This window comes from Arthrobacter sp. NPDC080031 (assembly GCF_040702485.1).
In the GTDB taxonomy this organism is placed as follows: Bacteria; Actinomycetota; Actinomycetes; order Actinomycetales; family Micrococcaceae; genus Arthrobacter.
Map to the genome: position 1 here is coordinate 120,981 of NZ_JBFBLA010000001.1, position 23,056 is coordinate 144,036.

19 protein-coding genes and 2 pseudogenes are annotated in these 23,056 nt (G+C 60.3%); 6 read left to right on the forward strand and 15 right to left on the reverse strand.

Annotation, left to right across the window (positions count from 1 at the left end; genetic code table 11):
- Nucleotide 1: 1 nt before the first annotated feature.
- Together AB0323_RS00530 and AB0323_RS00535 are read right to left on the reverse strand one after the other, a co-directional pair.
- Complete coding sequence (locus AB0323_RS00530) at nt 2-997, reverse strand: NAD(P)-dependent oxidoreductase (protein ID WP_366175663.1); 996 nt, start codon at nt 995-997, stop codon at nt 2-4.
- The gene (locus AB0323_RS00535) at nt 990-2,096 is read right to left on the reverse strand and encodes a branched-chain amino acid aminotransferase (protein ID WP_366175664.1); all 1,107 of its coding nucleotides are present in this window, start codon (nt 2,094-2,096) and stop codon (nt 990-992) included. The genes AB0323_RS00530 and AB0323_RS00535 overlap by 8 nt, the downstream gene beginning before the upstream one ends.
- A 252-nt stretch (nt 2,097-2,348) precedes the next feature.
- Between AB0323_RS00535 and AB0323_RS00540 the strand changes: the two genes are divergently transcribed.
- The 3 genes and pseudogenes from AB0323_RS00540 (at nt 2,349) to AB0323_RS00550 (ending at nt 3,756) form a co-directional block, all read left to right on the forward strand.
- Nucleotides 2,349-2,546 (forward strand): hypothetical protein, encoded by a 198-nt coding sequence (locus AB0323_RS00540; protein ID WP_366175665.1) that lies wholly within the window; start codon nt 2,349-2,351, stop codon nt 2,544-2,546.
- Nucleotides 2,543-3,151 (forward strand): annotated as a pseudogene (locus AB0323_RS00545) (transposase); the annotation flags it as partial. The gene AB0323_RS00540 and the pseudogene AB0323_RS00545, both read left to right, overlap by 4 nt.
- Nucleotides 3,127-3,756 (forward strand): transposase, encoded by a 630-nt coding sequence (locus tag AB0323_RS00550; RefSeq protein ID WP_366175860.1) that lies wholly within the window; start codon nt 3,127-3,129, stop codon nt 3,754-3,756. The pseudogene AB0323_RS00545 and the gene AB0323_RS00550, both read left to right, overlap by 25 nt.
- Here AB0323_RS00550 and AB0323_RS00555 read toward each other — a convergent pair.
- From AB0323_RS00555 to AB0323_RS00580, 6 genes and pseudogenes are all read right to left on the reverse strand, one after another.
- Entirely contained in the window at nt 3,728-4,165 is a 438-nt protein-coding gene (locus tag AB0323_RS00555) for an Lrp/AsnC family transcriptional regulator (protein ID WP_366175666.1), read from the reverse strand. The two genes, AB0323_RS00550 and AB0323_RS00555, sit on opposite strands and share 29 nt — an antisense overlap.
- 273 nt (nt 4,166-4,438) lie before the next feature.
- Nucleotides 4,439-5,989: an amino acid permease gene (locus AB0323_RS00560; RefSeq protein WP_366175667.1), complete on the reverse strand. Its 1,551-nt coding sequence runs from the start codon at nt 5,987-5,989 to the stop codon at nt 4,439-4,441.
- Nucleotides 5,990-6,486: 497 nt separating this feature from the next.
- Nucleotides 6,487-7,338, reverse strand: a complete 852-nt coding sequence (panB, locus tag AB0323_RS00565) for a 3-methyl-2-oxobutanoate hydroxymethyltransferase (RefSeq protein ID WP_366175668.1) — start codon at nt 7,336-7,338, stop codon at nt 6,487-6,489.
- On the reverse strand, nt 7,335-7,820 hold the full coding sequence (panD, locus tag AB0323_RS00570) for an aspartate 1-decarboxylase (RefSeq protein ID WP_366175861.1): 486 nt from the start codon (nt 7,818-7,820) through the stop codon (nt 7,335-7,337). Before panD ends, panB begins: the two co-directional genes overlap by 4 nt.
- A gap of 37 nt (nt 7,821-7,857) precedes the next feature.
- Entirely contained in the window at nt 7,858-8,481 is a 624-nt protein-coding gene (locus AB0323_RS00575) for an adenylate kinase (protein WP_366175669.1), read from the reverse strand.
- A gap of 140 nt (nt 8,482-8,621) precedes the next feature.
- A pseudogene (locus tag AB0323_RS00580) lies at nt 8,622-10,101 on the reverse strand (amino acid permease).
- Nucleotides 10,102-10,698: 597 nt separating this feature from the next.
- Between AB0323_RS00580 and AB0323_RS00585 the strand changes: the two are divergent.
- Both AB0323_RS00585 and AB0323_RS00590 read left to right on the forward strand, forming a co-directional pair.
- Entirely contained in the window at nt 10,699-11,451 is a 753-nt protein-coding gene (locus AB0323_RS00585; RefSeq protein WP_366175670.1) for an AzlC family ABC transporter permease, read from the forward strand.
- Nucleotides 11,444-11,770 carry an AzlD domain-containing protein gene (locus AB0323_RS00590; protein WP_366175671.1) on the forward strand — a complete coding sequence of 109 codons (327 nt, stop codon included), beginning with the start codon at nt 11,444-11,446 and terminating at the stop codon, nt 11,768-11,770. Before AB0323_RS00585 ends, AB0323_RS00590 begins: the two co-directional genes overlap by 8 nt.
- Before the next feature lie 68 nt (nt 11,771-11,838).
- Here the strand turns inward: AB0323_RS00590 and AB0323_RS00595 are convergent, their stop codons facing one another.
- The 7 genes from AB0323_RS00595 to AB0323_RS00625 form a co-directional block, all read right to left on the reverse strand.
- Nucleotides 11,839-13,218: an MFS transporter gene (locus AB0323_RS00595; RefSeq protein WP_366175672.1), complete on the reverse strand. Its 1,380-nt coding sequence runs from the start codon at nt 13,216-13,218 to the stop codon at nt 11,839-11,841.
- A 23-nt stretch (nt 13,219-13,241) separates the two neighbouring features.
- Nucleotides 13,242-14,120, reverse strand: a complete 879-nt coding sequence (locus AB0323_RS00600) for a class II aldolase/adducin family protein (RefSeq protein WP_366175673.1) — start codon at nt 14,118-14,120, stop codon at nt 13,242-13,244.
- A 72-nt stretch (nt 14,121-14,192) separates the two neighbouring features.
- The gene (locus AB0323_RS00605; RefSeq protein WP_366175862.1) at nt 14,193-15,860 is read right to left on the reverse strand and encodes a GAF domain-containing protein; all 1,668 of its coding nucleotides are present in this window, start codon (nt 15,858-15,860) and stop codon (nt 14,193-14,195) included.
- A 327-nt stretch (nt 15,861-16,187) separates the two neighbouring features.
- Nucleotides 16,188-17,120, reverse strand: a complete 933-nt coding sequence (locus AB0323_RS00610) for an IclR family transcriptional regulator (RefSeq protein WP_366175674.1) — start codon at nt 17,118-17,120, stop codon at nt 16,188-16,190.
- A gap of 10 nt (nt 17,121-17,130) precedes the next feature.
- On the reverse strand, nt 17,131-18,786 hold the full coding sequence (locus tag AB0323_RS00615) for an FAD-dependent oxidoreductase (protein WP_366175675.1): 1,656 nt from the start codon (nt 18,784-18,786) through the stop codon (nt 17,131-17,133).
- Entirely contained in the window at nt 18,783-19,676 is an 894-nt protein-coding gene (locus AB0323_RS00620; RefSeq protein WP_366175676.1) for a sugar phosphate isomerase/epimerase family protein, read from the reverse strand. Before AB0323_RS00620 ends, AB0323_RS00615 begins: the two co-directional genes overlap by 4 nt.
- Nucleotides 19,676-21,124 carry an aldehyde dehydrogenase family protein gene (locus tag AB0323_RS00625; RefSeq protein WP_366175677.1) on the reverse strand — a complete coding sequence of 483 codons (1,449 nt, stop codon included), beginning with the start codon at nt 21,122-21,124 and terminating at the stop codon, nt 19,676-19,678. Before AB0323_RS00625 ends, AB0323_RS00620 begins: the two co-directional genes overlap by 1 nt.
- Before the next feature lie 100 nt (nt 21,125-21,224).
- Here AB0323_RS00625 and AB0323_RS00630 point away from each other — a divergent pair, with 100 nt between their 5' ends.
- Nucleotides 21,225-23,012 (forward strand): thiamine pyrophosphate-binding protein, encoded by a 1,788-nt coding sequence (locus tag AB0323_RS00630; protein WP_366175678.1) that lies wholly within the window; start codon nt 21,225-21,227, stop codon nt 23,010-23,012.
- The last annotated feature ends 44 nt before the right edge of the window (nt 23,013-23,056 follow it).

A 23,056-nucleotide genomic window follows, 5' to 3' on the forward strand; every position in this document is an offset into this window, starting at 1 on the left:
GTCATGTCCTGTCCGATAGAGGTAGGGCTGGTGGGGCGGGAACGGTTATCTGCGCCGGGGTCTGCGCCGTGCTTTTCTCGCTTACGCGTCTCGCACTCCGGGCTTCTATAGCTTCCAGAACAGACACCATGTCGAGCCGGGCGTTCCCAAGGCTCACGCTCTCCTTATAAAGAGCGCTGCTGAGATCCAGAATCGGGGAGGCTATTCCTGCAGCGCGGGCAGCGTCGGAAACAAGGACCGTGCTTGCATAGGCGTCGTCAGTTGCAGCCTGCACTTCGAACTCGCGGGCGATGAGCTTCGGGATCTTTATCCTTACGAGGTCACATGCCATGGGACCGGAATCTATCGCCTCCTGAAAGGTGGTCAGGTCAAGCCCGGTCCGGTCAGCGAAGTGAACGGCTTCGGCCAGCGCGGCCAGCATCGAAGTCAGGTAGTGGTTGACCGCGAGCTTCATGAGCAGGCCATTGCCGACAGGCCCGCACGAAATGGTTTTCCGGCACATGGGTGCCAACAGCGGTTGGACCTCGGACACAGTCTCCGCGCTGCCGCCAAGGAGCGCCACCAGCTGACCCGCCTCGGCGGGCTTCCGTGAACCGGAAACGGGCGACTCAACGTAGCGCCCCCCGGCGGCATGGATGTCGGAGGCCAGGCCACGGGAGTACTCGGGGGCAGCGGACCCCATTGATATGACGAGATGACCGGCAACGATATCCGCAAACTCTTGGGTACCGCGCCCGAGGACGCTGTCGGTCACCTCTTCGTTCACCAACATCAGGATGACGGTGCGGGTATGGTCGAAGACCTCACGTACGCTCGCCGCCACGACCGCTCCGGCGTCGCGGAGCGGTTCAGCGCGCTCGAGGGAACGGTTCCACACAACGAGCTGGGTACCGGACTTCGCCAGGTTCAGTGCCATTGGCTGGCCCATCACACCGAGTCCGATGAAGCCGATCGGCTCCCGAGGACCCCGGAAATCTGGTTCGATTGATTCAACCATGGAGCTTTACCATCCACCCGCGGGTGTCCTCGGCACGTCCGTACTGGATATCAGTCAGTCTCTGCCGTATTCCCCGGGTTACCTCACCGGCGGTATTTCGGGCGGCAGGGACTTCGAACTCCCTCGCCTTCAAGGTCCCTAGCGGCGTGATAACCGCAGCGGTCCCGCAGGCGAAAACCTCCGTGAACGTCCCATCCTGGGCACGCTCGCGCCACTCGGCCAGGCTGACCGGCCGCTCCTCCACTGTCAGCCCGAATTCCTCGGCGGCGAGCCGGAGAACAGAATCCCTGGTGATCCCCCGAAGGATAGTGCCGGACAACTCCGGAGTTACGAGGCGTCGGTCGTCGGTGACGAACATGATGTTCATTCCGCCGAGTTCCTCCACAAAGCTTCGTGTGCTGGCATCAAGGAACAGGGTTTGCGCACAACCATTCTGCTTCGCTTCGGCGTATGGGCTAAGACCGGCAGCGTAATTGCCGCCACACTTGGCTTCACCCGTACCGCCGAGTGCCGCTCGCGTGTAGTGCTCGGTCAGCCATACATCGACCGGTTGCAGGCCGCCCCCGACGAAAGCGCCTGAAGGACTGGCGATAACAACGTACTTGACCGTTTGCGAGGGACGTACACCCAGGAACTGCTCGGTTCCGATCAGGAAGGGACGCAGGTACAAGCTTTTTTCATTTGCAGGATCAGGCACCCAACCGTGATCCAGCTCAACCAAGGCCCGGATGGAATCGAGGAATGTTTCGTCGTCCGGCGCAGGCAAAGCGAAGTGCGAGGCGGAGCGGCGCAGTCTGGCGGCGTTCTGCTCGGGCCGGAACGTCCAAAGGGTGTCATCGGGGTGCCGGTACACCTTAAGGCCCTCAAACACCTCCTGCGCATACTGCAAGGCAGACGCGCCCGGAAGAATCTGTAGTGGACCGAAAGGCTGGACCCGGCCATCATGCCAGCCCTGCTCCGGACTCCAGTCGATCGTGGTCATATGGTCCGTGAAATGAACCCCGAAACCAGGGTCGGCGAGCACTTGGTCCCGCGCGGCAGTCTCCACGGGCAACGGGTTCGCGAGCACTTTGAGGGAAAGCTTCTCATGTAAAGTCATATGACAATTGTCACGTTTCGCACGTGGAACAGGATTGCAAATCGTGCCCTCTACTCGCCTCGGTGAGCAATCATTTGTCATCTCGACGCGAGTCCTCAACTAGTTGTTGTCGTGCATTTATTGGTGTCCTTTGCTTGAAAACAGGAAAACATGCCACCCCGTGCCTGGAAGGGGAGGTTTCGCAGCTCTCCTCGGTTCATGGTGAATCCGGTTTCGTGTCTTGAGAACTGAAGGGCTCGTAGCCCTGCTGTGATGGATGTTCTCTACGCATTCATCAAGAGTCAGGAGCTACGAGCCTTGATCGAGCCTACTTCCCCGCGCCCCGATGCTGCCACCGCCATTTTCAACCTGCCCGACTACCGCGTCACCGGCGTCGAGCTCCTCGCGTTCGGGAGCGCTGGATCAGTGTCGAGGCCACTGCCGAGGCCGGCTGCCCGTCGTGTGGGGTGATCAGCACCCGTGTTCATTCCCGCCGGCCCCAACGCCTGCGTGACATCCCCGTGGCGGGCCCGGTCGAAGTGGTCTGGTCCAAGCGGAGATTCTTTTGCGATGAGTACCTGTGCCCGCGCCGGACATTCACCGAGGAGACCGCCCAGGTCCCGCGCCGGGCACGGTCGACCCGCCGGCTCCGGGACGCCCTCGTGGCCGCCGTCATCGGATCCGGAAGGGCCGCAGAGGAGGCTGCCTCCTCGTTCGGTGTCTCTTGGTGGCTCGTCCAGCGAGCCCTGGACTCGGCGGCGCTGACCCTGCCTGATGTTGACGCGCTGGCACCGCGGATGCTCGGCATCGATGAACACCGCTACCGGTCCGTGCGATTCTTCCGCGACCCGGCCACCAAGGCCTGGAAACGCTACGAACCATGGATGACCACCATCGTCGATCTCGACACCGGACAGGTCCTCGGGATTGTCGATGGCCGCGACAGTGAGGGCGTCGGGGACTGGCTGATCGCCCGTCCGCTGGACTGGCGGCTGGGCGAGCAGGTCGTCGCGATCGACCCGTCGGCCGCATTCCGCAAAGCCTTGCGGATGTGGCTGCCCCGCACCGCTGTCTCGGTCGACACGTTCCACCTGGCCAAGCTCGGCAACGACATGCTCACCGAGGTCCGGCAAGCCTCACCCAGCAGGTCCATGGCCGACGGGGACGTACCATCGACCCGGTCTGGGCCAACCGACGGCTGCTCCTGCGGGCCGGCAACACGCTCTCAGACAGTGCCCGGGACAGGCTTAGCACGGTGTTCGCGACCGACGATGTCACCGGGAAGCTGCAGGCCGCGTGGTTGGTCAAAGAGCAGCTTCGGGCCCTGCTGGCTACCGGCTCTCTTGCCGACGCCGCCGCCGCGAAAGACAGCCTGCAGTCACTGATCGAGAAAGCCGCCCAACCCGAAACGAACCGGCTTTGGCGCACGGTCTGCCGGTGGTGGAAAGAGATCGAAGTCCTCATTGTCACCGGTGCGACAACGGCGAAAGTGGAAGCCAACAACACCACGATCACAAAAGGACAGGCCGGGGATTCACCAACGCACGCAACTACAACACGAGTATCCTGTTGCGCAGTGCCGCCGAAACAACGGTATGAACACCCCTCACGGCAGAACATCCACCACGAACCGCGAAGAGCCGGTTTCGCCCCTAAATGGATTTTAACGTTTTCATTGTGAAGCGCGAGCCGACTTTTTGAACGCCGGGAAGCGTGAGAACGCTTTCAGTTAGAAATTTCTCATAATCGGGGAGACTCTCGACGGCGATCCTCACAAAGTAGTCCGGGGACCCAAACATTCGGTGCATCTCCACTACTTCGTCAAAGCCAGCCATCGCGACTTCAAACCGGTCTACGCTCTCGCGGTCAAACGCAGATAATTCCACGTCGAGAATGACCACAAAGCTTCGCCCTGTGGCCGCAGGGTTGGTTACCGCGCGGTACCCCAAGATTACTTTTTCCTGCTCCAGGCGTTGCACCCTCCGAAGGCAAGGACCAGGAGTCAGGTGCACTCGCTCGGCAAGCTCGACGTTTGTCAGGCGCCCGTTTTGGGTGAGTTCGTTCAGTATTGCTCGGTCTATGGAATCCATAAATAAAGATTGCCCTGGATGTCTTTTCGGAGCAATATGTTGACATATGCCCGCGCGCTGTGTGTTTATTAAACAGGGTCGATGGGTTGTGTGTGCGACTAGCGCGTGTCCCCCACGCGCAAACCGGCTTTCAACCCTTCGGGTCACAGAACCTGTCATTTCCGCAAACCCAAGGCTTTCCAGAAACCCTCCAGCGCCTGCTTCCGATGACAGATACTTGCCGCATATCAGGTATCGAAACGGGCGCTGGCAGGACGGAGTCAATCCCTTATCTCATCTCGTCAGGGCGTTCGAATCTCTATTGTCATCATTCGCGATGCCTGCACGGCCCTCGACAGCACTTTTGGCGAGGGCGAACGTATCGTTAAGCCGAGAGTGGCGCTGTCCATAGGCGAAGTAGATGGCGATACCCGCTAGGAGCCAGACGCCGAAGAAAATCCAAGTCTCCACGGCCAGGTTGGTCATGAGGTACAGGCACAGCACGGCGGAAACGATGGGAAGCACCATGCCGAAGGGGACGCGGAAGGCCGGCTTCAAGTCAGGCCGCTTCCTCCGCAGTACGAGAACCCCCAAGCTGACCATGACAAAGGCAGACAGGGTGCCGATGTTAATCATTTCCTCCAGAAGGTCCACGGTGGTGAGACCGGCGACCAAGGCAACGGCCGCGCCACAGGTGATCTGCAGCCGGACGGGCGTTGAACGCTTCTCACTTGTCTTTGACAGGGAGCGCGGCAACAGGCCATCACGGCTCATGGCGAGAATGACGCGGGCCAGGCCCATCAGCATCACCATGATTACGGTGGTCAGTCCGACCAGGGAACCGAAGGCAATTACCTTCGCAGCATCCGTGTTGCCTACGGCCTCGAAAGCAGTGGTAAGCGTTGGGTTCTTAACTTCGGCTAGCTGCGTGTAGGAGATCATCCCGGTCAAGGCAAGCGATACCAGGATATACAGCAGGGTCACCACAATCAGGCCCCCAAAAATGCCGCGAGGCAGGGTCTTCTGCGGATTCTTTACCTCTTCCGCGGAGGTCGCTACCACGTCGAAACCAACGAAGGCGAAGAACACCAGTGCGGCGCCGGCGAAGATTCCCAGAGTGCCGTACTGGGCGGGGACAGCGCCCGTGAGGAAGCCGAAGAATGACTGTTTCATGATGTCGGCGGTGCCAGTGTTGGCCGTTGGCACAGAAGTCGGGACAAATGGAGTGTAGTTGGGAAATTTCAGGTAACTGAAGCCCACGATGATCACGAACACGACAACGGCAATCTTAATCACGGTAAAGATGTTGCCGACGCGGGCAGACAGTTTGGTTCCGAGTGCCAGTAGTACGGTGAAGATGGCGACGATGAGGAACGCGCCCCAGTACAGATCAATTTCCCCGAGTGAGAGGGCAGGGGGTATTTCTACGCCGAAGAGGCAAAAAACCTTGCATAGGTAGATACCCCAATACTTAGCGATCACCGCCGCCGCGGTGAACAGCTCCAATATCAAGTTCCAGCCGACGATCCATGCCAGAATCTCACCCATGGTCGCGTATGTGAAGACGTATGCAGAGCCAGCAACGGGGATTGCGGTTGCGAATTCTGCGTAGCACATGACCGCCAGTGCGCACGTGATGGCTGCCACCACGAATGAGATTGTGACCGCGGGACCGGCAAAGTTCGCAGCGGCCTTGGCGCCAATGGAGAAGATGCCGGCGCCGATGGCCACAGCAATGCCCATGATCATCAGGTCCCAGGTACTGAGCGAGCGCTTTAGTTTGCGCCCAGGTTCCTCGGCATCGTTTATAGATTGTTCGATGGATTTTGTCCTGAAAAGGTTCATAGGAACTCCAGTGGCTGGGATGGAATGAACGGATAATTTGTGCCAAATGCGAGTAGCTAACGGCGCAGACCGAGGTCGTACCTGCGCCCATGTCAAGGCAGTGGATCGGTCGAGCACGCGTCGTGAAGGTTGCGGCTGCGTTCGTGGGCCAAGCCCTGGTTTTGAAGTACCATCTGGTGCCGGGCCCCAGATGCAGTAGTCCTGTACCGGAGTGTCGCTAGTCAATCCGGTGGATCATGATCGGGTCGTTTTTAGGAACAAGGTCCGATTTCCCCAAGTCAAGGCGCCAGCCATACCATATCCTCCGATTCCTTGACGGTGTCCACAGACGCGGTGGTTATGGAGCCATCCCTGTAGACAACAGCGACAATGTCTCCAGCCGCCAACTTCGTCCAATCATGAACGGGTCAGTCAAGCGGTCTCTTGATGGCGTCCGCTGGTCCAGAACCCAGAGGTCGCGGTTTGGATGAGTACATCCCACTTACTTCCGGGGGCGCCTAGTATGAATGATCAGGTCCCGGGAATTGTCCCGAGCGGACTTCATCGGCGTAGGTTCTCGCAGCTTCGGCTATGACGTTTCGCAGGTTTGCATATTGCTTGACAAACTTGGCCATTTTCCCGCCTCGAAGGCCTGCCATGTCTTGCCATACTAGGACCTGGCCGGTTGTGGCATTTCCTGCCCCGATGCCAATCGTGGGTACCGGGATAGCGGCATCAACAAGTGCCGCGGTGGCGGCCGGGACCATTTCCATGAGGATGCAGAAAGCTCCAGCTTCGGTTAGAGCAACGGCGTCATCGATCAGTCGCTGAGCTGCGTCGCCTCTGCCCTGCACACGATATCCCCCAAGGGAGTGCTCGCTTTGCGGAGTGAAGCCGATGTGCGCGACTACAGGAATACCTGCTTCGACCATTGCCCGGATAGTCTCGGCATAGAAGCTGCCGCCTTCGATTTTGACAGCGTGTGCCAGGCCTTCCTTCAGGAAGCGGACGCCGGTTGCCACTGCCTGTTGCGGAGAAACTTCATAGCTTCCGAAAGGCAAGTCGGCGACAACGAGTGCGCGTTTCACCGAACGGGCCACCGATCGGCACAAGGGCAGCAATTCGTCAACGGTGACCGGCAGACTCGTTTCGTTGCCGAAGACGTTGTTTGAAGCAGAATCCCCGACGAGGAGCGCCTCTATGCCGGCCTCGTCGAAGATCTCAGCAGCGTACTGCTCATAGGCGGTGAGCATGCTGAAACGCTCTCCCCTGTCTTTTGCCTGTTGAAGGTGATGGGTACGAACGCGCGCACGAGCACTGCGGTTCTTCTCGGGGGCCGGATTTTCAGCCGTGACTGGGTCTTGTTTCAACGGGTGTAGCTCCTTGAATTGGCGCTCAAGGTATCTCTCGTTTCACTGAGCATTGAGCTCGTCTTGGGGTTGGCCAGGGCGAAAGGTGGTCGGAAAAACCCAGGGCTGAGAGCCCCTGCAGGGTCCTTACCGAGCTGAAGGATCCTGTTTTCATGATCGACGTGAACAACAACTGGGGTGTGGGCCCGTGCTTGCGCCGTGGACATGTCTGCGTAGGTAATGATGATTACCGTGTCACCTTCATGGATAAGGTGTGCAGCAGCGCCGTTGATACCGACCACTCCGCTCCCATGTTCCCCCGCAATGGTGTACGTTTCCAACCGTGCGCCATTGGTAACGTTAACAATTGAAACAAGCTCCCCGGCTAGAATGTCGGCCGCGTCCAGGAGATCCAGGTCCACCGTTACCGAACCGACGTAGTGTACGTCTGCGTGAGTCACCGTACAGCAATGAATTTTGGATTTAAACATCTTGCGATTCATCTGATCCATCGTGTTCAAGGTCCTTTCGCCTTGTGGTTCATTGACGGCCAACAGCCGTAGCAAGGCGGGCGTCCTGGCGGCCCTGCCGCTTCAGCCGTGGCGTGATCTGCCGATAGATACGGTCCGTGACGGTCTCTATCGATCCTGTACCAATAACCTTCAGGAGGATGTTGCGCTCGTCGTACTTGGCCACAACAGCCTCGGTCTGCTGGCGGAAAAGGTCCAGGCGGTGGCGGATGACAGCTTCGTTGTCGTCACTTCGTCCGGCCTCCTGGGAACGAGCGATAAGCCGCGCCAGGAGCTCGCCATCGTCGGCGGTAAGTTGAAGGACGATATCGAGTTTGAGGTTGTTGTCGGCCAGGACGGCATCTAGATACTCCACTTGCGCACTCGTACGTGGGTAGCCGTCCAAGAGAAAGCCCTTCTTGGTATCTTCTTCGAGAAGACGATCCCGGACGAGGCAGTTCGTCAAACTGTCCGGGACAAAGTCACCGCGATCCAGATACTCCTTCGCCGCTAGGCCAAGGGGCGACTGGCCTTTTATGTTGGCCCTGAAAATGTCGCCCGTGGAAATGGCAGTAATGTTCAGCCGGTGCGACAGCCGTTCGGCCTGTGTTCCCTTGCCGACCCCGGGGGGGCCAATGATCAGCATTCTCGTCATTAGTGATCCTTCTTGTTCTCGTTTATCTACATCTGCAGGTGAAAGGGAGCGAATATCGGGGTGTAATGGGTCTTCCCGCTGCCAATATGGCGGCTGTTCTCCCCCGGAAACGGGCCCGCAGCAAAAACTAGTTTGCTGCCCTAGATCCCCCTGTTGGCATGTTCCACGGCTTTCCATTCCTCGATCCTTGCCTGCTGCAGCGGCGTCCGGCGGTTGAAGTACCAGGCGGCGCCCAGAAGCAGGAACCACACCGGGGCAACCACCAGCGCGAGCCGGGTGTCCTCGGCCTGGGCCAGCGCCACGAGCATGAACACGAAGAACGCCAGGACCACGTACGGCATGAAGGCCGAACCCGGCATCTTGAAGGCGGACGCCTCGTGGAGTTCCGGCCGGCGGCGGCGGAACGCGATGTAGCTGATGAGGATCATCGACCAGACGAACATGGTCAGCACCGATGCCACGGAGGTGACGATGGTGAAGGCGCCGATCACGGAGTCGCCCGCGTACAGCAGGACCAGACCTGCCAGCAGGAAGATGCAGGAGAAGAGCAGCGCGTTCTGCGGAACCTTGCGGAAACGCTCAGCTTGCCGAAGGCCTTTGGGGCGTTTCCGTCCTGCGCCAGGCCGTAGACCATGCGCGAGGTGGAGTAGATGCCCGAGTTGGCGCTGGACGCAGCCGATGTGAGTACCACTAGGTTGATCACGACGGCGGCGATCCCCAGGCCTGCGAGGGTGAACATGCCGATGAACGGGCTGCTGGCGGGGTCGATGCTGCGCCACGGGTTGACGGCCATGATGACCACCAGGGCGCCCACGTAGAAGAGCAGGACGCGGATCGGGATCGAGTTGATGGCCCGGGGGAGGTTTTTTCCGGGTCCTTGGTTTCGGCGGCCGCAGTACCCACGAGTTCGATGCCTGTGAATGCGAAGATGACGATCTGGAAGCCGAGGATGAAGCCGAACAGGCCGTGCGGGAACATGCCGCCGTCGTTCCACATGTTCGCCAGGTTGGCCACCGCGCCGCTCGGCGAGGTGAAGTGGGTGGCGATCATGACCACGCCGGTGGCGATCAGGGCGAGGATGGCGACAACCTTGATGATGGCGAACCAGAATTCCGCCTCGCCGAAGGCCTTGACCGTGGGAAGGTTCAGCAGGATGAGTACCACGGACGTGATCAGTGCCGGGATCCACAGGGGCGTGCCCGGCGCGAGTTTGTCCACGTAGCCGGCGATGGCGATGATGTCGGCCACGCCCGTCACCACCCAGAAGAACCAGTAGGACCAGCCGGTGAAGAACGCTGCCCAGGGGCCGAGGATGTCGCCGGCGAAGTCGCTGAAGGATTTGTAGTTCAGGCTGGAGAGCAGGATCTCGCCCATGGCCCGCATGACGAAGAACAGCATGAAGGCAATGATCATGTACACGAAGATGACGGACGGGCCGGCGAGGGAGATGGTCTTGCCGGAGCCCAGGAACAGGCCGGTGCCGATGGCACCGCCGATGGCGAGCAGTTGGATGTGGCGGTTGTCCAACCCTCGCTCAAGCTGGACAACGTGGCGTTGGTGGGGACCCTGACGGGTGGCCGGAGTCGACGTGATCGCAGGACCACTACTGGGCTTGGACATCGGTGTCTCTCCCTTTGGAAAGGCCGCACGTCGGAGAGCTGCCGCCGAGGTACGGGCAGCCTGATGGAAGCGTGAGGCTCGAAGCTGCCGGCGCAGCAGCACTCGACAGATGTGATTTAGCTAATGTACAGATCATTCGCGCCAAACTCAACCAAAGAGGAGAATTTTCAACCCAATGGTCGGGCATACGACTGACTCTGATGATGCACCAATGAAGGTCATTCGGAGGCTTTCATCACCCGGGGCTACATTCGCCAGCTCGACGCCGAGGCTAGCCCTGCGACCGCCTTCAGCCGGAGTGGGATCCCACCGGAACGGGTCAGCCCAGAACGACAGAAAGGTTCGGCCTCGAAGGTGGTTACAGGCAGAACTCCTCGAGGTGCAAAGCCCTACCGCTCCGTGCGGCAGTCGCACACAGCGATCCGGGGGCAGAGTGCAGGTCAGTAGGACTCATTCGATATCACGGTTCTGATACTGGAAGCACACCACGTGGACGTTGCTTAAAGTGTTCTCTTCATAGATAAATGTTGCTGTCATGGGTCTTTGCGGCGCCATTTCTGCAAGCCTGTGGCGCCGTAAAAATGGGAAAATTAACTCATGCAAAGCACCGCTATACGATACTCAGCCACGCCCTTTTCCCGAAGACGGGAGGTGGGCAAGGGATTGCAGGACTCCTTTGCGGCCGGATTGGGCATGTACCCCTTGGGCATCGCCTTCGGTCTCCTGGTGATTCAGGCGGGCCTGCCATGGTGGGTCGCCCCTGCCTTGTCGATCGCTGGCTTCGCCGGATCCCTGGAGCTCCTACTGGTCAGCATGATCGTGGTCGCAACGCCGCTGGCGACCGTCGCGCTGACGACATTTCTGGTCAACTTTCGCCACGTTTTTTATGCCTTTTCCTTCCCTTTGGGCATCGTAAAGCACCCGGTAGCAAAGGCGTACTCCGTCTACGGGCTGACTGACGAGGCTTACGCAGTGACGGCGGCATCCCAGGGTACTTGGACACCGTGGCGTTTGATTACAATGCAGCTCGCATTCCAGAGCTATTGGGTCGGTGGCGGGCTGACGGGCGTAGTCGTAGCCTTCTTGTTGCCTGGTCCCATTACCGGGCTGGAGTTCGCGCTGTGTGCCCTCTTCGTTACGCTCACACTGGACGCTGCCCGTAGCCGAGACCAGGTTCCCTCGATCCTCTTGGCCGGGGTGAGTTTCGGACTGTCTGTGCTGATCGTTCCCGACCAGTCTCTGTTCGCGGCGCTGGTTCTGTTTCTGGGCCTGTTGCTGGGCCGCTTTACGCTGCTGCCACGGCTTGCAGGACGAGGGTCCACCGCCCGAAAGGACCTTGGGAATGCCTGAAACGGGCTATATCGCGGCCGTCTGCGCCACCGTTTTCGTAATCACCCTGAGCCTAAGGGCCATCCCTTTTGCACTCCTGAACTGGCTTCGGGACTCGCCCCTAGTCAAGGTTCTCGCCCTATGGATGCCCGTCGGGATCCTCGGGATCCTGGCGGCTACAACCCTCCAACGGACTATTCATGCAGAGCCAACGCATGCCGCTGCGGCCGTTGTTGCTGTTGCTGTGACAGGGGCGGCGCACCTGCTGGGCGGGCACCGTACGCTGCTCAGCGTCGGCATCGGCACTGGGGCTTACGTACTGTTGCTCCACGCTCTTTGAGCATGGGTGAGAAAGCACGGTGGCGGCCCTGCGTGAGCAGTGCCGCCACCGAAGCTCAACAGTTTCCTCTACACGCCCTGGGGACTCTCGGTATAAGAAGACTCCGTGTGGTCGCTCTGCGGTTCGCTGAACCGTTTCCGTGGTCGCCTGCTAACCAAGCTCACCGCGGCTGCGGCGATGGTGAGGGCGACAGCGGCCAGGATCAAGCCGCTGTCAAACGATCCGGTCGCAGTCTTAAGCGCCCCGGTTGCATATGGCCCGACAAAGCCGCTGATGTTACCTGTGGAATTGATGAGCGCCAGCCCTGCACCCGCCGTCGTAGCCGAAAGATACTGCCCCGGAAGCTCCCAGTAGAGCGGAATTGCAACGTAGATTCCGCTTGCGGCGATCGACAGCATCACCATGGACATCACTGGGGTGTCCACCAATGTGGCCATTACGAATGCTGCGGCAGCAACGAGTTCTCCGCCGACCACGTATCGAAGGCGATTTTGGCGCCTGTCCGAATCCCGTGCCACAAAGAACATGGTGATGGCAGCAATACCGAAGGGAACCGCGGTGAGCAGCCCGATCTCCATGACCGAAAATTTGACGCCGTACCGGGATTGGAAGGAGTCGATAACCTGTGGCAGGAAAAAGCTGAGGATGTAGCTGCCACAAGAGAGGCCGATGAAGGCGAGGGCAAAGCCTATGATGCGGGGATTGCGCAACGCAGAGAGTGCCGAGGCTGCTTTGTGCCCGATGGATTCCTGGCGCTCCCTATTTAGCTGGTCAACGAGGAAGGAACGTTCCTCGTTGCTCAGCCAGCCCGCCAGCGCCGGTGTGCTGGGCAAGAGCCAGAACGCTGCGATTCCTACGATCACCGTAGGGATGCCGAAGGCCAGAAACAGCCACTGCCAGCCTGCCAGCCCCAGGAAGCCATTCAGGCCCACCATAGCGGCCGACGCCAAGGGAGCACCTATAACGGTGGCGATCGGCGCGGACATCAGGAACAAGGCCGTGATACGTCCCCGCATCTGGCTTGGGACCCACAAGGTGAGGTAGAGCAGCACACCGGGAAAGAAGCCGGCTTCGGCGACACCAAGAAGGATGCGGGCGACGTAGAAACTCTGCTCACCGACGATGAAAGCCGTCCCTGAGGCTACCAGACCCCACGTGACCATGATCCTTGCAAGCCAGATCCGCGCGCCGACCTTTTGCATGATGACATTGCTCGGGACCTCGCAGAGGACGTATCCGACGAAGAAGAGAGCTGCACCCAGTCCGAACGCCGTGGCTGTTAGCCCAAGGTCATTGTTCATGCTTAGCGCCGCGAAGCTGATGTTGACCCTGTCCATCCAGCTGAGGAGGTACATGATCATGATCAGCGGAACGATGCGCCGGTATATCTTGCGGTAGGCCGACCGGCCCAGGTCGGAGATGGGTACCGACTTAGTGAGTCCACTCATCATTATTTTCCCCGTTCTCGTAGTTACTGGAGAAGGTCGGGCTGTTCGGCGATGATCGCGTCCCATAAGGGACGGAAGTTGAGTCGCCCCACTTCGGAATTTCCGACTTCTTCGAAAGTCTTCTGCGCGATCTCGGGCTCGATTTCAAGTGGCGTCCCGGCCGCCATAGCTGCCAGTTGTGCCTGGCAAGAACGTTCCATCGTGATGAACCACCAAGCTGCCTCGGCGACACTTTGGCCGACCGTCAGCAGGCCGTGGTTGACCAAGATGGAGGCCTTGCCCCCACCCAGTGACGCCGCAATGCGCTTGCCCTCTTCTTCATCGAGAGCGGGCCCACCGTACTCGCGGTAAAGGCCATGGTCATTGTAGAAGGCGCAAGCATCCTGGGTGATCGGGGCCAGCGGAATACCCAAGCTGGCCAAGGCCTTTCCATATACGGAGTGTGTATGTGCTGCAGCGACTGCATCGGGGCGGACTTCATGGACTTTGGAATGGATGGCGAAGGCCGCAGCGTTGACCGGCTTGTCTCCTTCGACTACATTGCCTTCGTGGTCGACGAGAATGAGATCCGAGGCCTTGATAAGCCTCCAGCTCATGGCGAGCGGGTTAACCCAGAACTTGTTGGGGTCGCCGGGATCCCGTGCCGTGACGTGTCCTGCGAAGCCTTCGGAGAATCCGAATTTAGCGAACAGACGGAAGGTTGCTGCAAGTTCCTGTTTGCGAATCAGCCGTTCCTGTTCAACGGTGCGCTCTTCACTTTGAGGGAAGGCCCGACGAACGTTTTCAATTGGTGAGGCAGAGGTTGCGTTGCGGGTGGTCTCTTCATTGAGTGTGATCGTTGTCATGTCTAAGACTTTATGGTTCAGCGCATAAGCTGCAGAAGGTGGGAATTGCCCACACATTGGTGCCTTTGGGTAGGGACATCACCCTGTAGTTGGCTTTTCATTTGGAACGGATACGTGGACCAACCCATGTCAGCTCCCACTGACGGCGCGGTCCAGGTTGCGCACGTGCAGGGCGATGGCCAGCTCAATCAACCGATCAGCTGACCTCCAACCGGGACCCAGCAAGGTATCGATCCGGTCCATCCGGCGATAGAGGGTGTTGGGGTGGATATGAAGCTTTTCGGCTGTCGCAGCGTTTGACTGACCGGATTGGAAGAACGTCAACAGCGTCCCGGCGAGGTCGCTGCCATGGTCGCTGTCACGCTCGAGGAGGGGTCCGAGGACGGTGGAGACGTAGTGGTGAAATTCGCTTTTAGCGGCCGAGTCAAAGAGGAAGCTGTAGATCATTAGTCTTCGGCAGTCCTCGACTGCAGGTTCGGTGCGGGACACTGCCAGGATCCGTGCTGCCCGGCGTGCATTGTGAACGGACCTGACGAGTTCCGTTCGTCCTGTGACGGGGGGAGCGAGAGCCAGTTTGGTTGGAGATCCGGGTCCCAGAAGTGCCTTTGCGCGGGCAATAGCTTTCTCAGTGTTGGATTCTGTAAAAAGCAGCAGCCAACCGCCCAGGTACTCAACGGAAATACCGCCCAGTGCGGCGGCGACGCGGGCTGCGTCGTCCTGGCCGGCCCTGCCGCTCTCAGGTTTCATGGCGAAGCCGGCCGAGATAGGTCGGGTTAGGTCCAAACCGAGACGGCGCGCCATCCGCTCCGTGGACTGAGGGTCGTTGACGTCGGGGCTCAACAAGGCATGGACAAAATCTGTCTTTGCAGCGCTCTCGGCGCGGGCTACGGCTGCGTCGGAAAGAAGGAGAAGAGAGAGGACGGTGAGGCCTTCTTCGAGTAACCGGACATCTTGTGAAGAGAATCCGGCGTCCTTTCTTGCAATCAAGCGGCCCATTGTTTCCGCGCCGGCAGCGAGGTCTCGAAGTAGTATTTTTGGATTTGGGGCTGGGTCGGGCCCGGGACTTCGTTCGCCGGGGTCCTGGATCACCACATGAGCGTCCAGCGCTGCTGCCAGCGCTTCAGCGAGCTCTGAAACTGTCCCTCCTCCTAGCGCGATACTGGCCAGGCAAGCATGAAATTCAGCTATGCGGCGGTCTCGTTCCGCAGCCTCCAAAGCTTGCGAGTGGGCCGATGCCAATTCCTTGGCTGTCCGTTCCCCCGCTTCATAGAGGCGAGCGTTGTGAACGGCGATCGAGGCGTGTGTCGCGACCGACGTGAGGAGCTCGATTTCGGCCTTCTGAAAATGTCGGGAGCTGCGGTGAGCGGCGAACAGTACTCCCAAGAGATCGTTGCCGAAGATCAGTGGTACGCCAAGGACGGAGACGATGTTTTCACTAAGAATTTGCCGGTCGCTGACGCTCGTGTGGCTTATCCGGGTGTCGGCGAGGTAGTCGAGGGTGCTGAAAGGATGCCGGTTTTCGAAGATCCGTCCTGCGATGCCGTGCCCAGCCGGAGCCGGGCGGCTTGTCAGTTCATCTCCGATGGCTCCTGCAGCCGCAGGAGTGTAGAGGGTATCGCCCTCCAGCAAACAAAAATATGCGACATCTACTGCAAGAAGTGATCTGACTTGCTGAACGAGTTCCCGTAGTAAATCGGGTGTTGGGCGAATCGCTGTTAGGCCGGCTGCAAGCGTATTGACCGAGCGCAACTCATCTTTGCTTCGTTGCTCCTCCAGCAGACGGCTGCGAATCCGCAAAGCGAGCTCAGCACCCGGTCCATCGCCTTGCTCGGCGGCATCTTCGAAGTCGGCAAGCGGCGCGTTTCCGGCCAACAATCGTAACCATTCGTGTTCCAAACGATCGCTCCCCTGCAGATAGTACTTCGTCGGCCAAGACGCGATGCTCCCGCTCACGGTCGTGGCCGCGATAAACCGGGTGCATGCCGTGTTGTCAGGTGCTGTTGACCCTTGGGGCTCTCCTGATTGCCGCAAGACCTGACGCGGCGAAGGTACTGCCCGGCCACGGCGGCTCGGGCAGAACCTTCGGGGTTTCAGCCGGTTATTCTTACTCGTCCGTCCGTCAGCTTACGCACTGATCCAAATGGGTTCCTGGGGCTCCGGGATGCGCTCGGGGCTGCGGATTTCTTCAACCCAGGCCAACGGTTCGGGCGCCGATCCGGGGGCCGCCTTCCATCCGGATGGGGTACCTGCTGATCCAAGTGCGAGGCTGGCACCACGGGCCGCCCAACGTACCTGCGCCGCGACTTGGGCGATCCGCTCCAGAGTCATGCGCTGGGATGGGCCGGAAATACTGATGCTTGCCACAACGGTATTGTCGGGACCCACAATGGGGGCTGAGATGCAGCGGAGTCCGTATTCGAGCTCCTCGTTGTCAAAGCCGTAGCCCTGACCACGGAGTTTCATTAGGTCTTTTTCAAGCTCCCCGTAGTTCTTCACCGTCCGATCTGTCTTCGGAACGAAGTCCTCGTCCCGGTAGAGGCTGTGAAGCTCGTCCGCGTTCAGCCCTGCCAGCAAGGCCTTGCCCATGGAACTGACATACGCCGGCGCCGACTTTCCGACCCATGAGTGCATCCTGACAGTGTGCCAGCCATCAGTGATGGCAATGGTCTTGGCATTGCCCCCCTCGAGGATGGCAAGGTGACCGGTCTCGCCAGTACGCCAGGTAAGCCAGCGGAGATAAGGGAGGACGGTGCGTTCGATGTCCAGGTCCTGCTCGGCGAGTGTTCCCAGCGCCGCTATCTTGCTGCCTACCCGGTACGTACCAGGCAAAACGTCCGCTTCCAGGAAACCTGCATACGCCAAGGTCGACGCGAGTCGGGACGCGCTTGATTTGTGCAGCCCCAGCTGGGAGGCCATTTCCCCGATCCCTATGACCCGCCGTTCACGGCTGAACATTTGTAGGATCTCCAGGCCGTGCAACAACGAGCCCACGACTCGACGGTCGCCTGCGTTCTTTGTTGTGGATTCGGGACCCTTGATTTCACTGTCCACGGACATTTGCTACTCCCTAGCTTCCGTTTGAGGCCACAGAGGCCTTAATAGAAGGGTAGGCCAATTGTTTTGCGATGGCCTTCCCTGCCCGGTATCCAAACGTCATACCCACTGCCAGAGTGGCTCCAGGGCCCGGGTAACCATCGCCTGTCCAGAACGCGGCAGCGTTGCCCGCAGCATACAGGCCGGCGATTGCCGTGCCATCGGGGCGGAGAACGTTGGCGTTCACGTCGGTGACCGGTCCGCCCTTGGAGCCAATAGTCCCGGGCAGCATCCGGACCGCGTAGTAGGGGGCACGGTCAATCGGTCCAAAATTAGGGGCCTCGGGTTGTGCCGGGTCACCGTAGTACCTGTCATAGGCGTTGCTGCCCCGGCCAAAGTCAGGGTCCACGGCATTCTTGCACGACTCATTCCAGCGCGTAACCGTTTCCTGCAGACCGTTCGCGTCGATTCCGACTGCCGAAGCAAGCTTCTCAAGCGACTCGGCCTGTGTAACATGCGATGGCACTTCGCCGCTGGGGGCAAGACCGGGCAAGGCGTACTTCTGCCGGAAAACCTCGTCGAAAATCAGGAACGCATCGCGGTTGGGATACGTGCCGTCCTGTGCGCGCTTATGCAGCGCCTTGCCCAACTCGTTGTAAGGACTTGCCTCATCCACGAAGCGGCGACCCTGCCGGTTCACCAGGATCTGACGCGGCGCACCCCGTTCACGGACCAATCCGCGCGGGTACTCGGCTCCCTTGAGGGTCTCCCCCGGCACCTGCACCATCGGCATCCACCAGCCTTCGTCGGTGTTGTCGAGTGCGGCACCAAGTTCGCGGGCCAGCTTCAACGTGGTTCCGGTGTTTTCCGGTGCAGCGGCGGACACTGCCAATGGCTCCGGAAGCAGCTGGTTCTTCAGGGCCGGGTCCTGGTCGTAGCCGCCGGTGGCCAGGACCAGAGCACGGGTCTGGATTTTGACAATACCGTTGACGCCTGCGACGCGGACATCTACGGAGTCGATTGACCCTTCCGCATCCAGATGGGCCCCAATGAGAGCGGCGGAGGAGACCAGCTGAGCACCTGCACGCACGGCGCCGTCGACGAGTGCTGTCGCCAGAGCTACGCCGGCCGTGCGGATTCCACGGTTACGCCGTTCCTCGATTTGCGCCTGGTCGTAATTGGAAGGGTACCGCCAACTTTCCCAGTCCTCATGGGTAATGGGCGTGTATCCCGGAGGGATACGGACTTGGCTGGCCTCGGGCACAAGGGAATCGGTTTCCAGCGGGACCATGTCAAAGCAACGCCCACCCGCCCGTGAACCGGGAAGATCGGTATGGTAGTCAGGGTAATTCGGGCAGGCGACCCATCGGTGCGGCGTGGTCGCCTCAACGAAGTCAGCCATTTCGGGCGCCGTGCGGGCGGAAGCTTCGACCATTTCCGGATACTTGGGGCTGTAGATTTGCCGCATGTACTGAAGTCCGGTCTCGATGTTGTCAGTTGTTGACCGGTAACCGGGGATCCAAACACGTCCTCCGGAGAGGGCGGTGGTCCCGCCGAATTCATCAGCGCTTTCCAGGACAAGGACATTGGCGCCGCTGTGGGCGGCGGCTATGGCGGCAACCAGGCCGGCCGCACCGGATCCGGCGACAACAACGTCGACGCCGCTCGGGGGCAGGGACTCGTGTGTCATCGGGTGACCTCCAGCGTAGGCGCGACTTCTGCCGACCATCCGGCTGCAGCAAGGTTAGCAATGTCGGCTGCCAGCCTGCCGTCGGGGGATTCGTTGTCGACGAGTTCGTAGACAGTCGGGCCCGTGAATCCGATTTCGCGAAGCGTCGCGGCGAAGGCCGCAAAATCGACGTCCCCTCGTCCCACTGAGGTATGGGCCCAGTGATCGTGCCAGGTGTCGCTGATGTGCGCCAGGCGGAGGCGGCGCGCCACCCGCCGCAACCCTTCGGAAGGGTCCTCCAACGCGAGGGCGTTGGCGACATCGTAGGTGATTCCGAGGTTGGGTGAGTCGATCCGATCGGCGATTTCAAGCAATTCTGCGCCGGAGCCAAGGAAGCCGTAGGGGCTGTTTTCCAGAGCAATCGTGACGCCCAGTTCCACGGCCCTTCCGACAAGCCGTTCAAGTGCATCGTCGAGGACCCAGTGCACGGCTTCCGCCGGAGCTGGTGCCAGTCCATGCCGGCGGCCGGGAATAAGGACGACGAAACTGGCTCCCAGGTCGTGGGCGAGTTCGATCTCGGCACGCATTTGCTGTTCGCTGACTTCACGAATATGCGGATTGGTGCTGATGAGATTCAGGTCCACGAAGCTGGGGTTCAAAGAGATGGGCTGTACGCCCATGGCGGCCATATTGCGCTTGAGCTCGTGGCGTTCATAGGGGCTGAAGGTCGGGGAGAAAAGGTGCGGAGGAGCCGTCGTGAGTTCGAAGGTGCTCAATCCGTTTTCAGCCAACCCCCGCAGGGCATCGATCAATGGGGCCTGGTGCAACCAGGAAAAGCTGCAGCCGCTGAGGGGCAGAAGCTCCTGGGAAGTCGCTGGAGTGGTGGCGTCGTCCTGGATTTCGGTACTCATCAGTTACCTTCCTTTGAGGCTTTGGGTGTGTTCAGGTTCAGGACAATGAGCTTCGGGTCGGTCATGTCCTGTACAGCAAACTTGGGTCCTTCAACGCCGATGCCGCTGTCCTTTACGCCGCCGTAGGGCATTGAGTCGACGTGGTAGCTGGAGGTGTCATTAATGATGACCCCGCCCACCTGGAGGGATTTGGCGGCATGGAAGGCCCGGTCCAGGTCCCGGGTGAACAGGCCCGTTTGAAGCCCGTACTGACCGTCATTGACTTGCTGTACCGCCTGGTCCACGGAATCAACCGGGACCAGGGTGACGACAGGGGCAAACGCTTCCTCGTTGAGCAGACGGATGTCCGGGAGCGGATCGATAATGAGGGCCGGCTCAAGGACGGACCCGTCCAGCTGGCCGCCCAGAACGTTGTCGTTACCGCGTCGGGCTTCAGCAATCCAGGACGCAGCACGTTCGGCTTCCTTCGCAGCGATCATCGGCCCTACATCGGTCCCCTGCGCACGGGGGTCACCAAAACGCAGCGCACCAACGTTGCGGCGCATTTTTTCGGTGAGTTCGTCGAAGACGCCCCTCTCCACAAGCAGGCGCTGAACACTTGTACAAACCTGCCCTGCCTTGCGGTAACCGGCTTTGGTTGCCAGCCGGGCGACAAGGTCGAGATCCGCGTCGTTGGCCACTATCGAAGCGCTGTTGGCCCCAAGCTCCAGATGGACACGGGCGATACCGGAATTGGCCTTGATCATGCGTCCAACCGCCGTCGACCCCGTGAAGGTGAAGAAACGGATGCGGTTGTCGCGCACCAGAGCGTCTCCCGTCGTCCGGCCCGAGCCGCACACTACTTGAAGGTATCCGGCCGGCAGTCCGGCGCGCTGGAAGATGTCCGCGACCGCCATGGCACACAGGGGTGTCACTTCAGCCGGCTTGAGGACGACGGCGTTGCCGGCAGCCAGAGCCGGTCCGACCTTGTGGGCAACGGTTGAAAGCGGAGCGTTAAAGGGTGCGATGGCACCAACGATCCCAACGGGCACCCTGGTCGTGAAGGCCATGCGGTTTTCACTGCCCGGAGTGGCCGCCACGGGGATTTCCTCGCCGGCGATACGGACCGCCTCGCCGGCGCACAGCCGGTATAGGTCGGCGGTGCGCTTGAGTTCGTTAACAGCGTCCGTGCGGGTGAAGCCCGTTTCCGCGATGTACAGCGCGACGATTTCCTCCTGCTCGGCCACGAGGAAGTCCGCTGCTTTGAGCAGAATCTCCTGCCGGCGGGCGGCGGGCAGAACCGTGCGGCTTGCTGCCTGTGCTCCGGTAATCGCGCGGTCGACATCTGCCGGGGTGGCAACAGCAACCTTGGCGATTTCCTGCTGCGTGTACTTGTCCCAGACGGTAACGACGTTGGACGGGGCCTGCCACTGTCCGTCGATCAGCAACCCGGTTCTTCCGGTTTCCATTCGATCTCCTTCGATCCATGTAAGAGCTTGACTATGTGACTCACACTACCCTATGTTGGCTATAACGCAAGGGATTGCCCATTACGCAAAGGAGCTCAGAGTGGAACGCAACGGCGCAGAAATAATTACCGAACATCTGATCCGGGAAAAGGTGCCCTATGTCGTTGGCCTGTGCGGCCACGGCGACCTCGGACTACTGGACGGACTCTACGACCGCCAGGATGAAATCAAGACCATCTCGGTGCATCATGAATCGGTTGCCGGCTTCATCGCGGATGCCTACTACCGCATCAAGCACGAACCCCTGGCCACGTTCACCTCGTGTGGCCCGGGATCCGCCAACATGCCTGTTGCACTCGGCTCAGCCCTGATGGATGACTCCGCTTTTCTTGCCATCACGGGCAATGTGGCCACCAGTCAGTTCAACCGGGGACCCTTCCAGGAAACCGGCCGCCACTACCAGGCGGACTTCACCAGCGTCATGCGGCCCTACGTCAAGCGCAGCTACCAGGCGACCCGCCCCGAACAACTTCCCTTGATGATGCGTCAGGCATTTGCCACCATGCGTAACGGCCGCCCCGGTCCGGTCCACCTGGACGTGCCCTTGGACGTCTTCGTCGAAAAGACCACCACCGAAGTCGAAGATGCTGCTCTGTGGGACACTACCGGAAGCTCCCGCGTAGGAGCCTCCGCCGAACACGTCGCTGCAATTGCCAGACTTCTGGCAGAAGCACGCCGACCCGTGATCGTCGCCGGGTCCGGCGTCGAGCTCGATGAGGCAACCGAAGACCTGCTGGTGCTGGCCCGGCTGGCCAGCATCCCGGTGGCGACTACGCCCTTGGGCAAGTCTGCCATTCATGCAGATGACGAATTGTCCCTTGGCGCCACAGGACGCAACGGCACCTACCAGGCCAACCGGGCTACCCGCAACGCCGACCTCGTCATCGCTCTCGGAACCCGTTTCGACGACCGCTCAACGAGCTCTTGGCTGCCCGGCTACACCTATTCCTTCCCGGAAACCAAGCTCGTACACGTGCACATTGATCCCACCGAAATCGGGCGCAACTTCCCGCCAACGGTAGGTGTCGCGGCCTCGCCGCGCGAGGTAGTCCGCCAGCTGATCCGTGAGCTCCAAGCCGGCCTCGACCTCTCCGAGACCTCAACCTCGCGTCAGGAGTGGCTCAACGACATCAAGGTCTGGCGGGAAAGCTGGGAGAGCCACATCGCACCCAACCGCACCTCCGATGCTGTTCCCATCCGCCCGGAGCGGGTACTCCACGAACTCCGCGGCGCGCTGCCTGCAGACGGAATCCTGATCAGCGACGTTGGCGTCCACCACAACTGGATTGTGCAGGAGTGGCGGCCCGGCACCAAGCAAACCCTGCTGCAAAGCTGGGGATTTGCCTCCATGGGCTTCGGCCTCGGCGGTGTCATCGGCGCCCACCTTGCTGCCCCGGACCGCCCTGCGGTCGCCGTCGTAGGCGATGGCGGCTTCATGATGCTGCCCAGCGTCGTCGCAACAGCAGTCCAGTACAACATTCCCGCCGTCTGGGTTGTCTGGAACAACGGGGGCTTCATGTCAATCCGCGACCAGCAGCGCCTCTACTTCGGCAAAGACCGCGAACTGGCCACCACCTTCCGCATGGACGCAACCGGAGAGCCGCACCAAAGCGACTTCGCTGCCATGTCCCGGTCCATGGGAGGCGAAGGCATCACAGTGACCCACCCTTCGGACCTTGGCTCGGCACTGCAAACCGCCATCGCAATGAAACGGCCAGTGGTCATTGACGTCCGCGTTGACGACTCCATCGGGCTCCCCTCGGCGGCCACCTGGGAACTGCCCCCGCTGTCCCACCCCACCCCCTCCTTCGGCTGGCCCGACACGTAACCCAGCCCTCCCTACTATTCCCTCCCCACCAATCCGTTCTCTCA